This is a genomic window from Cupriavidus sp. Met-2 (genome assembly GCF_049843575.1).
GTDB classification, from domain to species: Bacteria; Pseudomonadota; Gammaproteobacteria; order Burkholderiales; family Burkholderiaceae; genus Cupriavidus; species Cupriavidus metallidurans.
Window position 1 is genome coordinate 1 of sequence record NZ_JBBHZL010000021.1, and the last position, 14370, is coordinate 14370.

Consider the following 14370-nt stretch of genomic DNA (forward strand, 5'->3'; position numbering starts at 1 on the left):
GGAGGTGTCGATGGAGCAGGCGCTGCGCCGGATCTTCGAGGCGTATCGCGACAAGGTGGTCGAGGCACGCACGCTGGTCGACGCCAGCAACTGAGCGTCGCCCCGGACGGGGTGCGGCAGGCCATCAAAGAGGCTGCCGGGCCCCGGTTTTCGGGATGCCGGCGCGCACCCGCACGGCTTGTGGACTTGCCAGCGCGGCCGTGCGAGCCTATGGTTGCGGTTCGTCCCGTGCGCAGTAGGGCGCACGCACCGCCTCCAGCCCATGTCCACAGCCACGCCTGCCGACCACCCGTCCACGATGCCCATCGACCGCCGCCTGCGCTTCATGCTGTGGGTGGTGGCGGTGGGCTTCTTCATGCAGACGCTCGACTCGACGATCGTCAACACCGCCTTGCCGTCGATGGCGCACAGCCTTGGCGAGAGCCCGTTGCGGATGCAATCGGTGATCATCGCCTACTCGCTGACCATGGCGGTCATCATTCCTGCTTCGGGCTGGCTGGCGGACAAATTCGGCACAAGAACCATCTTCCAGATCGCGATCGTGTTGTTCGTGGCCGGATCCCTGCTTTGCGCCGCGGCGCCTTCGCTGCCGTTCCTGACCGCGGCCCGCGTGGTGCAGGGGGCGGGCGGGGCGATGCTGCTGCCCGTGGGGCGACTCTCCGTACTGCGTACGTTTCCGCGCGAGCAGTATCTGCAGGCGCTGAGTTTCGTGGCCATCCCAGGCATGATCGGTCCGCTCATCGGCCCGACGCTGGGCGGTTGGATTACCCAGACGTTCTCCTGGCACTGGATCTTCCTGATCAATGTGCCGGTCGGCCTGCTGGGCGTGCTGGCCACCATCCGCTATATGCCGAACCCGCGCTTGCCCGGCATCGGCACGTTCGATGCAGTTGGCTATGCGTTCCTGGCAATTGCCATGGTGACGTTGTCGTTCTCGCTCGACGGACTCGCGGAGATGGGCTTCCAGCACGCCACGGTGCTGATGCTGCTGATCGCCAGCATGGCCGCGCTCAGCGCGTACGTGCTCCACGCCAACAAGCGCAAGCAGCCGCTGTTCCCGCTGAGGCTATTCCGCATTCACTCGTTCAGCGTGGGCCTGCTTGGCAACCTGTTCGCGCGTATCGGCAATGGCGCCATGCCGTTCCTGATTCCACTGACCCTGCAGGTCAGCCTCGGCTATTCCCCGTTCGATGCCGGCCTGATGATGCTGCCTGTCACGGCCGCCGGCATGGCGTCGAAGCGCCTGGCCACGTGGCTGATCGAACGGCACGGCTATCGCCGCGTGCTGGTGACGAACACATTCGTGGTCGGACTGGTCATGGCGTCGTTCGCGCTGATCACGCCGACGCGGCCATTGGCGCTCATCGTGGTGCTACTGGCGATTTTTGGCGCGGTTAATTCGATCCAGTTCACCGCGATGAATACCGTGACGCTCAAGGATCTGAGTGGTACCCGGGCGAGCAGCGGCAACAGCATGTTGTCGATGGTGCAGATGTTGTCGATGAGTCTGGCGGTGACATCCGCCGGCGCATTGCTGGCGACGTTCCAGGAGGGCATCGGCGAGCATCACCTGGACGTCCTGCCTGCGTTTCACGCGACGTTCGTCTGCGTCGGGCTCATTACGTCGGCATCGGCGTGGATCTTCATGCAACTCTCGCCCGAGAAGGCGGAGCGGCACAAGGCCAGGGAAGACGTGAAGCAGGGTGGGGAGGTTTGAAGCAGGCCGGGGATGCGATTCCCGGCCCGAGTGCCTGACGTTCGGTTTGATGCGCGGAAGGATCAGGCTGACAGCAGCGAGCAGAATCGCTCCAGGTCGACGTTGCCGCCGCTGATCACTACGCCCACGCGCTTGCCCTTGAGCGCGTCCTTCATCTGCATGACCGCCGCCAGGCCCAGGCAGCCGGTCGGCTCGACAATCATCTTCATCCGTTCGGCGTAGAAGCGCATGGCCTCGACCAGTTGCGCGTCTGTTGCGGTCAGGATGTCAGTCACGTCACGCTTGATGATGCTGAACGTGTACTGACCCAGGTGCTGCGTCTGAGCGCCATCGGCAATGGTCTGCGGGGTGTCGATATGGACGATCGAACCACTGCGGAACGATTGCTGGCCGTCGTTGCCCGCCTCTGGCTCCACGCCGTAGATCTGGCACTGTGGCGCCAGCGCGCGCGTGGTCAATGCGGTGCCGGAGAGCAGTCCGCCGCCGCCCAGCGGGGTGAAGATGGCGTCGAGCGCGCCCACTTCCTCGAACAGTTCCTTGGCGGCGGTGCCCTGGCCCGTCAGCACATCCGGATGGTCATACGGCGGGATCAGCGTCATGCCGTGCTTTTCGGCCAGATCGCGGCCGATGGCTTCACGGTCTTCCTTGTAGCGGTCATAGCTCACTACGGTTGCGCCATACCCCCGCGTCGCCGCTACCTTCAAGGCCGGAGCGTCGTGGGGCATCACGATCGTGGCGGGCATGTTCAGCAGCTTCGCGGACAGCGCGATGCCCTGCGCGTGATTGCCGGACGAGAACGCGACCACGCCGCCACGGCGTTGCTCGGCGGTGAACTTCGCCAGCGCGTTGAACGCGCCTCGGAACTTGAAGGCGCCCATGCGCTGGAAGTTCTCGCACTTGAAGAAGACTTCCGCGCCGAGCATTTCGTTGAGCGTGCGCGACGTGTTGACCGGCGTGCGGTTGGCAAAGCCTTCGATCCGTTTGGCGGCGGCTTCGACGTCGGCGTAGGTGGGCAGTTGCAGGGTCGTCATGATGGGCAGGGAGAGGAGAGTTGTTACCAGGGCCAGGCCAGGCGTGTGCCGGTGCCGTCGGCCCGCGCGCGTTGGTCCAGGAAGCGGGCGACCGTCAGGTCCTGCAGGGCCAGTCCGGTCATGTCGAATACGGTGATATCGGCGGGCTCGCGCGTGATCGTGGCCTTGCCGGTCAGCAGGTCGCCAATCTCGATGCATGGGAGATCGGGGGCCCATTGGCATTCGCCGATGCGGCGCGCCTGTTCGCTGTCGTCCACGACGATGCGCGCGCGTTCCAGCACGCCCGCAGGCAGTTCGCGCTTGCCGGTGGTATCGGCGCCGACACAGGTCAGGTGCGTGCCCGGCCGCACGGCCTGGGCGTCGAACAAGGGGCCGCCGCCCGGGGTGGCGGTGATTACCACGTCGCTGTTGGCCACGGCGTCATCGCGGTCCGTCGCCAGTTGGATGTCACACCGGTCCTGGAAGGCTGCTTCAAACGCCGCGTGGCGCTGGCCACTGCTCGAAACATAGCGCACCGTTTGCAAGGTGGGCATCAGGAGCAAGGCAAATTCGAGCTGAATGCGGGCCTGGACGCCGGTGCCAAAGACGCAGACGCGCGTGCTGTCGGGCCGGGCCAGTTGTTGCAGGCCGATGCCGCCGGCGGCGCCGGTACGTGCCGTGGTGATGGCGTTGCCGTCAACGATGCAGAGGGGCCGCCCCGTGGCGGGGTCGATCAGGACGATCGTGGCCTGGTGGGTGTCTCCGCCCAACTGGCGGTTGCCAGGCCAGAACCCGGCAGCCTTGAAGCCAAGCAGGTTCTGGCTGCCCACGTCGCCGGCCTTGATGCCGAACACCCCGCCTGTCGCCAGCTTTTCCCGCACCACAGGGAAGACGCGTCCCTCACGCTGGCTGTGCAGCACGAATGCCTCGCGCACGGCGGCCAGCACGTCGTCGGGCAGCAGCGCCGCTTCCACGGCGTGCTTGTCGAGCAGAAGCAGCTCTGCGGATCGTTGATTAGCGGACATAGCTGTAGACGGCTGCGCGCGACACGCCCAGATGGGCCGCGACGGTTTCCATGGCGCGTCGAACATCGAGCAGCCCCGATGCCTTCAACTCACCCAGCAGCGCGCGCCGCTCCTCGGTTTTCAAGGCGCGCGGCGTGGTGGCCAGCCGCGCGGCGAAGGCGTCGATGCGGTCGCGCAGCGCGTCGGTGCCTGCAGGATCGAGCGTTTCCTTCGGACCGTCCGTGGCGGTCTGGACGAACTGGCCCATGGCCATCTGCAGGCTGCGGAATAGCGTCAGGTCGACATTCATGCACAGCGCGGCAATGTAGTTGCCGCTGGCGTCCTTGATGCCGATCGACGTGCTTTTTGCCTGACGACCGTCCGCGAACTGGTTCGCGTAGTTGGCCAGAACCTGCGGGTAGTCGGGATCGGTGATGCGTGCCTGACCAAGCTCGGTGGTCGGATCGCCAACGGCGCGGCCGGACAGGTTGTTGTGGATGGCCAGGATCGACTGCTCGGGCTCCAGCAGGTCATGAACCACGACCTCGCAGAACGGCGCAAGCGTCTGGCCGAGGCCATCGGCAATCTGCTTGATCTGGTCGAGCAGGACACGCTGCTCGGCGGTGCGTTTGACCATGTCAGGCGGTCTCGGTGTATGAAGCCATGATTCTGGACAGTTTGTATAGAAATGGAATAAATGTCAAGAAATGGGCGAAAAAGAAGGTTCATCGCCGATTTCCGGGAAAGGCTGAAGATCCGACGGCTGAGGCCGGCCAGAAGGCGACGCTACTAAACAGGCCGTCGGATGTCCCTTCCGGTCGTTAGAGGCCATTCGCGCGCACGGATGTGGGGCGATGGCAAAGAGTTTCGGCAGTCCCGCCATGGGCGCTTTCGTTGTGGACTGTGTGGCCCTGCAGCATGGCATCCAGGGCAGAGCCGGGTGTTTGCCCAGGAACAGGGATCGACGACGCATGGGCGCGCCGCAGAACCATGGGAGCTCGACGGGCCGAGACCGGCCATGAAGGGACATTCGCCTTTGTGGCGAAAATCCTAGCAATCGCGATTCGAACATGCCGGGCGATAACGCTTGCAGAAAGCTTGGCCATATTACAATACGCACCAGCGCGGCATCGAAAATAGCGACCGCATCACATTTTTGGCATCGTTTTTGGAATTTCTCATGGAAATTAAGGTCGACTTTCTCGATAAGCTGCGTCTTGAAGCTAAGTTCGATGATTTCACGGTAGTAGCTGACCAGCCTATCCGTTATAAAGGCGATGGTTCCGCACCTGGTCCGTTCGATTATTTTCTCGCCTCGTCGGCTTTGTGTGCGGCCTACTTTGTCAAATTGTACTGTGTGGCCCGCAATATTCCCACCGATAATATCCGCCTGTCGCAGAATAATATTGTTGATCCGGAAAACAGATATCAGCAGATTTTCAAGATTCAGGTCGAATTGCCAGCAGATATTTCTGCCAAGGACCGCCAGGGTATCTTGCGATCCATCGATCGCTGCACGGTAAAAAAGGTGGTGCAAACCGGACCCGAGTTTGTGATCGAAGAGGTGGAGAACCTGGACGCCGATGCTCAATCGTTGCTGACGTTGAAGCCGGCGTCTGGCGCCAGCACCTATATTTCAGGCAAGGATCTCCCATTGGAGCAAACTATCGCCAATATGTCAGGCATTTTGGCGGGCCTGGGGATGAAGATTGAAATCGCGTCATGGCGCAATATCGTTCCCAATGTCTGGTCGCTACATATCCGTGACGCGCACTCGTCAATGTGTTTCACCAACGGCAAGGGAGCAACCAAGGAAAGCGCATTGGCGTCGGCGTTGGGTGAATTTATCGAACGCCTGAATTGCAACCATTTTTATGCCGGTACATTCTGGGGCGAAGATCTCGCCAATGCGGCGTTTGTACACTACCCGAACGAGCGCTGGTTCAAGCCGGGACGCAAAGATGCGCTACCCGTTGAAATTCTCGATGAATACTGCCTGCCTATATACAATCCCGATGGCGAGTTACGCGGCTCGCATCTGTACGAGACCAACTCGGGGAATGTGCAGCGTGGTATCTGTTCGCTGCCCTTCGTACGCCAGTCAGACGGCGAAGTGGTGTATTTCCCCTCCAATCTGGTCGAAAATCTTTACGCCAGCAATGGCATGAGTGCAGGCAATACACTGGCCGAAGCACAGGTGCAATGCTTGTCGGAGATTTTCGAGCGGGCGGTAAAGCGCGAGATTCTGGAGGGCGAAATGGCACTGCCTGATGTGCCTCAGGAAGTGCTGGCGAAATATCCTGGCATTATGGCTGGCATTCAGGTGTTGGAAGAGCAAGGGTTTCCGATATTGGTGAAGGATGCATCGTTGGGTGGGATCTATCCGGTGATGTGCGTCACCTTGATGAACCCACGCACTGGCGGTGTCTTTGCTTCGTTCGGTGCGCACCCAAGCTTCGAGGTGGCGCTGGAACGGAGTTTGACGGAATTGCTGCAGGGTCGTAGTTTTGAAGGCCTGAACGATCTGCCACGGCCCAGCTTTGTCAGTAATGCCGTGACTGAGCCAAACAATTTTGTCGAGCACTTCATTGACTCCAGCGGCGTGGTGTCGTGGCGCTTTTTCAGCGCCAAATCGGATTTCGATTTTGTCGAGTGGGATTTTTCTGGCCAAGGCAAGAATTCCAATACCGAGGAAGCAGCAACCTTGCTCCGCATCCTGGAAGACATGGGCAAGGAAGTGTATATGGCGGTGTATGACCAGCTAGGCTCCGTTGCCTGCCGGATATTGGTTCCTGGCTATTCGGAAGTTTATCCTGTCGAGGATCTGATCTGGGATAACACAAACAAGGCACTGTCGTTCCGCGCAGACATTTTGAACTTGCATCGCCTGGACGACGAAAGCCTGGAGGCCCTGCTTGAGCGCCTGGATAACAGTGAGCTCGATGAATACGCCGACATCGCCACGCTGATCGGCATAGAGTTTGACGAGAATACCGATTGGGGCCAGCTGACAGTGTTGGAGTTGAAGCTGCTCATTCATCTCGCGTTGCAGCAATTTGAGGCGGCGCACGAACTGGTGGGCGCCTTCTTGCAATACAACGACAACACGCTCGAGCGCGGACTGTTTTACCAAGCCTTGGATGTGGTGCTGGAGGTGCTGTTGGATGACGACCTTGACCTGGAAGACTACAAGGTCAACTTCCGTCGGATGTATGGCAATGCGCGGATGGACGCGGTGCTCGGTTCAGTTGACGGCAGCGTGCGTTTCTTTGGTTTGACTCCAACCAGCATGAAATTGGAGGGGCTCGACAGGCACCACCGCCTGATTGACAGCTACAAGAAATTGCACGCCGCGCGGGCAAATGCAGCGGCTGCAGCCAGTTAAGGCCGAGGATGAAGACGGCGGTGAGGGCCTCCAGCGGGAAGCGCTCACCGTCAGTGTCCGCTGTCGAGAAGGCTGAAAGGCCGCTCAGGCTCGGTCTGCGACGGTCAGTCACCCCGCAAATCGGCGATGAACCAAAAGAAGCGGACGAAAGAACGGCGCGGAGAGCACACGGCCCGCCGCGCCTTTGTCGTCTGCGTATCTGTTAAGCCACTTCCACCACCCGGATTTCCACCAGCAGCTTGCGCAACTCCGGCACGCAGGAGCCGCAATTGCCGCCGGCCTTCACGCAAGCCGTGATCTCCGCTGGTGTCTTGAGGTCGTGTTGGCGCACCGCGTCGCAGATCGTGTTGCGGCCCACGCCGAAGCACGAGCAGACCGTGGGGCCCGCATCGGCTGTCTTTTCGAGTGGCTGGCCCAGTAGCAGGCCGATGCGATCGCTGTCTTCCAGGCGTGCCTGGCCGAAAAGCTGAGATAGCCAGGCGCGCGACGGCAGGTCGGGGCGGGTCGAGAGATAGACGCAAGCCTCAAGCCGATCATCGACGATATAGCCAGCGTGATAGACGCCCGCGGCGCGATCCTCGAATTCGAGCCAATCCGCGTCGGGCGCCTGCGCTCCCAGTCGCTCACGTGCCCACGCGGCACGATCCGTGATGACATCGCGGCCCGCGAACTCGTGGCGATGGAAATGCTTGCCCTGGATGCGGGTCCACCAGGTCAGCGCGTCAGCGGGAAGCACCTTGCGGCTCAGCACGAAGCCGTGCCACGACACGCGGAATTCCTCCACTCGCACGGGCGTGTGCTTGAACTCGGGCTCGCCTGACACTGGATCGACGGCCGGATTGACCACCGCGCCAACGCGCGCGTCGGAGCTGAACTGGTCGTTCCAGTGGATTGGCACGAAGACGCTGCCGCGCGGAATGCCCCCGCCAAAACGGACTCGGCCGATCATCATGCCCCAACGGCTGGTCACGCGTGCGAGCTTGCCTTCGCCCACACCACAGAGCAGTGCGTCCTGCGGATGCATGTCGACGAATGGCTCGGGCAGGTGGTCCGACAGGCGGGCGGCTTTGCCCGTCCGGGTCATTGTGTGCCATTGATCGCGCACGCGACCGGTGTTCAGGATCAGCGGGAACTCATCGTCGGTGGCATGGACGGGCGCGCGCGCCGCCGTGGCGACGAAGCGTGCCCGGCCATCGGCGAAGGCAAAGCGGGCATTCTCGAACAGGCGTTGCTTGCCTGACGAAGCCATGGCGGGCAGCGGCCATTGCACGGGCAACATGGCGTCGTACGCGGCCTGGTCCATGCCGGCGAGGCCGCCGATGTCGAACATGCGCGGTGCGTGCGCCGCATCGTCGCCGCTATCGTCACCATTGCGCCAGGCGCTGAGACGCGCGTGCTCGTCGAAGATCTCATGCTGGCCGGCGTAGTCGAAGCCGGCGAATCCCATGCGGCGCGCCACGTCGCAGAGGATGTCCCAGTCCGCGCGGGCTTCGCCGGGAGCGGGCAGGAATGCACGCTGGCGCGAGATGCGGCGCTCGGAGTTGGTGACCGTGCCGTCTTTCTCGCCCCAGCCCAGCGCGGGCAGCAGGATATGCGCGGCGTCGTTGGTGTCCGTGCGTGTGACGATGTCCGACGTCACCACGAGTTCGCAGCGGGCCAGCGCGCGCCGGGCCTGATCGGCGTCCGGCAGGCTGACCACCGGATTGGTGGCGATCACCCACACGGCCTTGACCTTGCCTTGTTCGATGGCCTCGAACAGGTCCACCGCCTTCAGACCGGGCTTGTCCGCCATGGCTGGCGAGTGCCAGAAGTCCTGCACGATGTCGCGATGGCGCGGGTCGCCCAGTTCCATGTGAGCCGCGAGCATATTCGCCAGTCCGCCGACTTCGCGTCCGCCCATGGCGTTGGGCTGGCCCGTGAGCGAGAAGGGCCCCATGCCGGGACGGCCGATCCGGCCGGTCAGCAGGTGGCAATTGATGATGCTGTTGACCTTGTCCGTGCCGGCCGACGACTGGTTCACGCCCATCGAGAACGCGGTGACGACCTTCGTCGTGGCGGCGAACAGTTCGTAGAACGCCTGCACATCCTGCGGAGCAAGCTTGCACGCGCGTGCCACGGCGGCGATATCGGCACCGTCGGCGTCGGCCACGGTCAACGCATCGTCAAGGCCAGCGGTATGGCCCGCCACGAAGACGTCATCGCCATGACCGTGACGCGCGAGGTAGCTCAGCAACCCATTGAACAGCCGCACATCGGTACCGGCGCGCAGCGGCAGGTGCAGGTCCGCCAGTTCGCAGGTGGCGGTTCGGCGCGGGTCGATCGCGACGATTTTCATCTCGGGCCGCGCTTCCTTGGCGCGGGTCAGGCGCTGGAACAGGATCGGGTGGCACCACGCGGTATTGGAGCCCACCAGGATGACGAGATCGGCCAGTTCGAGGTCCTCGTAGCTGCACGGGACAAGGTCCTCGCCAAACGCGCGTTTGTGGCCAGCGACCGCCGACGACATGCACAGGCGCGAGTTGGTGTCGATGTTCGCCGTGCCGATAAAGCCCTTCATCAGCTTGTTGGCGACGTAGTAGTCCTCGGTCAGAAGCTGGCCCGACACGTAGAGCGCAACGGCGTCGGGGCCGTGCCTGGCGATGATCTCCGTGAAGCCACGGGCGACCTTGTCGAGGGCTTCGTCCCAGTCCACGCGGCGCAGCGAGCCATCGGCATCGCGCACTTGCGGATGCAGCAGCCGCCCGTTCAGGTCGAGCGTTTCGCCCAGCGCGGAGCCCTTGACGCAGAGCCGCCCGGCGTTGGAAGCATGATCGGCATCGCCGGCAATGTCGACCAGACCATCGGCACGCACGGTGGCGCGCACGCCGCAGCCTACGCCGCAGTAGGGGCAGGTCGTGGAGATTGTCTTGGTGGGGGTGGTGGCGACCACCGCGATATCTGACAGGTTCACGTCGATGTCCCGGAAAAAGCTACGCCGCAAGGGCCTCGCATTGCGCCTTGCCGAACAGCAGGCGCTGACGCAATGCGGCTACCGGCTGACCGGTCTGGATCAGGTCGAAATACCACGGGCCGTCCTGGACGTCGCCATAGAGCACGGCACCGACAAGCCGGCCACCCTGCAGCACCAGACGCTTGTAGACGCCTCGGCGCGGATCGCGCAGCACGAGGTCTTCGCTGCTTTCGCCGCCGATGAAGTCACCGGCCGAATACAGGTCCACGCCCGTGACCTTGAGTTTGGTAGCGGTGGCCTGCTGGACATAGCGGCGGTGGCCGGCACCTGCCAGGTGGGCGGCGCACACCCGTGCCTGATCCCAGATCGGTGCCACCAGCCCGAACGTGGCCTGGCGGTGCTGCACGCATTCGCCCACGGCGTAGATGCGCGGGTCGAAGGTCTGCAGCGTGTCGTCGACGACGATCGCGCGCTCGCAGCGCAGCCCTGCGCTGGCGGCCAGTTCGATGTTGGGGCGCACCCCGGCGGTCATCACCACAAGGTCCGCCGGGATCTGCGTGCCGTCCTTGAACAGCACGCCCGTGACCCGCTCGCTGCCGAGCACGGCGGCGGTCTGCGCGCTGAGCAGGAAGCGCAGACCCTTGCGTTCCAGCGCTGCCTTGAGCAGTTCGGCGGCAGGTTTGTCGAGCTGGCGTTCCATCAGGCTGTCGGCCAGGTGCACCACGGTGACGTCCATGCCCTGACGCATCAGCCCGTTGGCCGCTTCGAGGCCAAGCAGGCCGCCGCCGATCACCACCGCATGGCGATGATTGCGAGCGGCGTGGAGCATTGTTTCCACGTCCTGGATATCGCGGAACGCGATCACGCCGTCGAGCGTGTGGCCGGGGACGGGGATAATGAACGGCTTGGAGCCGGTTGCCAGCAGCAGGCGGTCATAGCGGACTTCCTTGCCGGACGCGGAACGTACCAGCCGGCGTGGCCGGTCGATTGCAACGACCGGATCGCCGGCCAGCAACTCGATGCCATGCTGGCCATACCAGGCTCGGGTGTTCAGCATGATGTCGTCGACGGTCTTTTCGCCGGCGAGCACCGGGGACAGCAGAATGCGGTTGTAGTTGCCGTGCGGCTCGGCGCCGAACACTGTGATGTCATACAGGTCCGGCGCCAGCTTCAGCAGTTCCTCGACCGTGCGCATTCCGGCCATGCCATTGCCGACGACGACCAGTCGCGGCTTGGCGTGGGACGAGACGGGGGGCGTCATGAGCGTCTTCCTGATTCTGGCTGTTGGCGTGGGCGAGGGGTGTCGATCGAAGGTCAGGCGGCCAGTTCTTCCTCGGCCTCCGCCTCTGCCTCCACCTCGCGGGCCGTGGCTGCGGTGGCCACCCAGACCTTGCCGTCGTAGACCCGCGCGGTATAAGCATCCACCGAGTGCTCGGGCGCTTCGAGGCATTCGCCGGTGCGCAGATCGAAGTGGTGCTTGTAGATCGGCGACGCCACCACGGTGCGCGGGCCAAGGTTGCCGACCAGACCACGCGACAGCACGTTTGCCTGCGCGTTCGGGTCGAAGTTGGCCAGCGCGTAGACCTCCTCGCCGCGGCCGATGCGGAAGACGGCGACCTGCTTTCTGTCGACCAGGGCGCAGACACCAGTATTGGGCACGATATCGCGCAAGGTGCAAATCGCGGTCCAGGTCTCTGGGTGGTGGGCTTGGCTCATCACGTTCTCCTTGAAATCGGGGGCTTCACGCTGCTTTTGCGGGCACGGCAACCACGGGGATGTGGCTCAGGCGGGAACGTTGCAAGTTTCGTTCCTCCTGCGTGGCGGGGCGAACCTGGCCACGCTCCTCCAGGAACATGAGGTTGTCGTCGCGCAGGTCGCTGTTGACGAAGTGGCGGAAGCGCTTGCGCGTCTCGGGGTCGGTGACGGCGCGCTTCCACTCGTCTTCGTACGTATCCACCACGTGCTGCATCTCGGCTTCGAGTTCGGCGCCGATGCCGAGCTTGTCGTCGATGATCACGGACTTCAGGTAATCCAGGCCGCCTTCGAGGTTGTCGCGCCACGTGCTGGTGCGTTGCAGGCGGTCCGCTGTGCGCACGTAGAACATCAGGAAGCGGTCGACGTAACGGATCAGCGTTTCGCGGTCCAGATCGCCCGCCAGCAGTTCGGCATGGCGTGGCTTCATGCCGCCGTTGCCGCACACGTAGAGGTTCCAGCCGCGCTCCGTGGCGATGATGCCAACGTCCTTGCCTTGCGCCTCGGCGCATTCGCGCGTGCAGCCCGAGACGCCGAACTTGATCTTGTGCGGCGCGCGCAGGCCCTTGTAGCGGTTCTCGATGTCGATGGCCAGGCCGACGGAGTCGTCCACGCCATAGCGGCACCACGTGGAGCCCACGCACGATTTCACCGTGCGCAACGATTTGCCGTAGGCATGGCCCGATTCGAAGCCGGCCGCGATCAGTTCTTCCCAGATCAGCGGCAGTTCCTCCAGCCGCGCGCCGAACATGTCGACCCGCGCGCCGCCGGTGATCTTGGTGTAGAGGCCGTACTTCTTCGCGATCTGGCCAACCGCGATCAGGCCATCGGGCGTGACTTCGCCGCCGGGCATGCGCGGGACCACCGAGTAGGTGCCGTCTTTCTGGATGTTGGCCAGGAAGTAATCGTTCGAATCCTGCAGGCTGGCATGTTCTTCCTTGAGCACGAATTCGTTCCAGCACGACGCCAGGATGCTGCCGACGGTCGGCTTGCAGATGTCGCAACCCAGCCCGGAGCCGTGCGCGGCCAGCAGGTCGTCGAAGGACTTGAACTTGCCGACGCGCACCAGGTGGTACAGCTCCTGACGCGAGTACGGAAAGTGCTCGCAGACATGGTTGTTCACGGCCATGCCTTGCTTTTTCATTTCCGCCTTCATGATCTGCGTGACCAGCGGCACGCAGCCACCGCACGCGGTGCCGGCCTTGGTGCACGATTTCAGCGCGCCGATGGTGGTGGCGCCATCGCACACGGCGCCGCAGATCTCGCCCTTGCTGACGTTGTTGCACGAGCAGATCTGGGCGGTATCCGGCAGCGCGTCGGCGCCGAGCGCAGGCCGGGCCTTTCCATCGGAGGCAGGAAGGATCAGGAACTCCGGAGATTCCGGCAGTTCGATCCGGTTCAGCATCATCTGCAGCAGCGTGCCGTACTCGGCGGCATCGCCAACCAGCACGCCGCCGAGCAGGAACTTCCCGCACTCGGATACCACCAGCTTCTTGTAGATCTGCTTGCGTTCGTCGGTGAACTGGTATGAGCGGCTACCCGGTTCGTTGCCGTGCGGGTCGCCGATGCTGGCCACGTCCACGCCCATCAGCTTGAGCTTGGTGCTCATGTCGGCGCCAGCGAACTCCGAGGCTTCGCCGCGCAGATGCCGGGCGGCTACGCGGGCCATGTCGTAGCCCGGGGCCACCAGGCCATAGATCTTGCCGTCCCACAGCGCGCACTCGCCGATGGCGTAGACGTGCGGGTCCGAGGTCAGGCAGTTGTTGTCGATCACGATGCCGCCGCGCACGCCGATCGTCAGGCCGCTGGCGCGTGCCAGCTCGTCGCGCGGGCGGATGCCGGCCGAGAACACGATCATGTCAGTGTCCAGGTGAGTGCCATCGGCGAAGTTCATGCGATGCGTGCCTTCGGTGCCATCGACGATCTCCAGCGTGTTCTTGCCGGTGTGCGCCGTCACGCCCAGTTCCTCGATCTTCTGGCGCAGCATCCGGCCACCGCCATCATCGACCTGCACCGCCATCAGGCGCGGGGCGAACTCCACAACGTGGGTCTGCAGACCCATGTCGCGCAGCGCCTTGGCGCACTCCAGGCCAAGCAGGCCGCCGCCGATCACCACGCCCGACGTCGCGCGCTGGCCGCATTCGAGCATCGCCTCGAGGTCCTCGATCGTGCGGTAAACGAAAGTGTCCTTGCGATCCTTGCCGGGCAGCGGAGGTACAAACGGATAGGAGCCGGTGGCGAGCACGAGCTTGTCGTAGCCGAGCGTCTCGCCGGTGGAGGTGGTGACCGTCTTCGCGGCGGTGTCGATGGCCGTGGCCTTCGCGTTCAGGCGCAGCAGCATGTTGTTGTGCTGGGCGAAGAAGCCTTCAGGCACCAGCGACAGATCCTCGGCGGACTTGCCGGCGAAGAACTCGGACAGGTGGACGCGATCGTAGGCGGGGCGGGGCTCCTCGCAAAGCACCGTCACTTCGAGGTCCTGGGCGCCAGCGTCCGCGAGGCATTCCAGGAACTTGTGGCCGACCATGCCATGCCCGACGATGATGATCTTCATG

The 14370-nt window shown here is 63.5% G+C and carries 9 protein-coding genes; 2 read left to right on the top strand and 7 right to left on the bottom strand.

The window, feature by feature from the left end:
• Positions 1-262: 262 nt before the first annotated feature.
• A complete protein-coding gene (mdtD, locus tag WD006_RS27920; RefSeq protein ID WP_375198990.1) occupies positions 263-1717 on the top strand; it encodes a multidrug transporter subunit MdtD in 1455 nt (484 codons plus the stop codon).
• 62 nt (positions 1718-1779) lie between these two features.
• Here mdtD and WD006_RS27925 read toward each other — a convergent pair whose 3' ends face one another.
• The 3 genes from WD006_RS27925 to WD006_RS27935 are packed head-to-tail and all read right to left on the bottom strand — an operon-like array spanning position 1780 to position 4368.
• Positions 1780-2748 carry a threo-3-hydroxy-L-aspartate ammonia-lyase gene (locus WD006_RS27925; protein ID WP_011519250.1) on the bottom strand — a complete coding sequence of 323 codons (969 nt, stop codon included), beginning with the start codon at positions 2746-2748 and terminating at the stop codon, positions 1780-1782.
• Between the two features lie 23 nt (positions 2749-2771).
• On the bottom strand, positions 2772-3752 hold the full coding sequence (locus WD006_RS27930; RefSeq protein ID WP_011519249.1) for an ornithine cyclodeaminase family protein: 981 nt from the start codon (positions 3750-3752) through the stop codon (positions 2772-2774).
• Positions 3742-4368 carry a helix-turn-helix transcriptional regulator gene (locus WD006_RS27935; RefSeq protein WP_011519248.1) on the bottom strand — a complete coding sequence of 209 codons (627 nt, stop codon included), beginning with the start codon at positions 4366-4368 and terminating at the stop codon, positions 3742-3744. Before WD006_RS27935 ends, WD006_RS27930 begins: the two co-directional genes overlap by 11 nt.
• A gap of 543 nt (positions 4369-4911) precedes the next feature.
• On the opposite strand from WD006_RS27935, the gene WD006_RS27940 reads away from it, so the two are divergent.
• Positions 4912-7116 (top strand): OsmC domain/YcaO domain-containing protein, encoded by a 2205-nt coding sequence (locus WD006_RS27940; protein ID WP_029306375.1) that lies wholly within the window; start codon positions 4912-4914, stop codon positions 7114-7116.
• 202 nt (positions 7117-7318) lie between these two features.
• Here the strand turns inward: WD006_RS27940 and WD006_RS27945 are convergent, their stop codons facing one another.
• The 4 genes from WD006_RS27945 to nirB are packed head-to-tail and all read right to left on the bottom strand — an operon-like array spanning position 7319 to position 14369.
• Positions 7319-10066 (bottom strand): nitrate reductase, encoded by a 2748-nt coding sequence (locus WD006_RS27945; RefSeq protein WP_029306374.1) that lies wholly within the window; start codon positions 10064-10066, stop codon positions 7319-7321.
• A gap of 19 nt (positions 10067-10085) precedes the next feature.
• Positions 10086-11327, bottom strand: coding sequence for an NAD(P)/FAD-dependent oxidoreductase (locus WD006_RS27950; protein ID WP_017511552.1), 1242 nt, complete (start codon positions 11325-11327; stop codon positions 10086-10088).
• A gap of 53 nt (positions 11328-11380) precedes the next feature.
• Entirely contained in the window at positions 11381-11782 is a 402-nt protein-coding gene (nirD, locus tag WD006_RS27955) for a nitrite reductase small subunit NirD (protein ID WP_011519244.1), read from the bottom strand.
• Between the two features lie 25 nt (positions 11783-11807).
• The gene (gene nirB, locus WD006_RS27960; RefSeq protein ID WP_029306372.1) at positions 11808-14369 is read right to left on the bottom strand and encodes a nitrite reductase large subunit NirB; all 2562 of its coding nucleotides are present in this window, start codon (positions 14367-14369) and stop codon (positions 11808-11810) included.
• Position 14370: the final 1 nt, after the last annotated feature.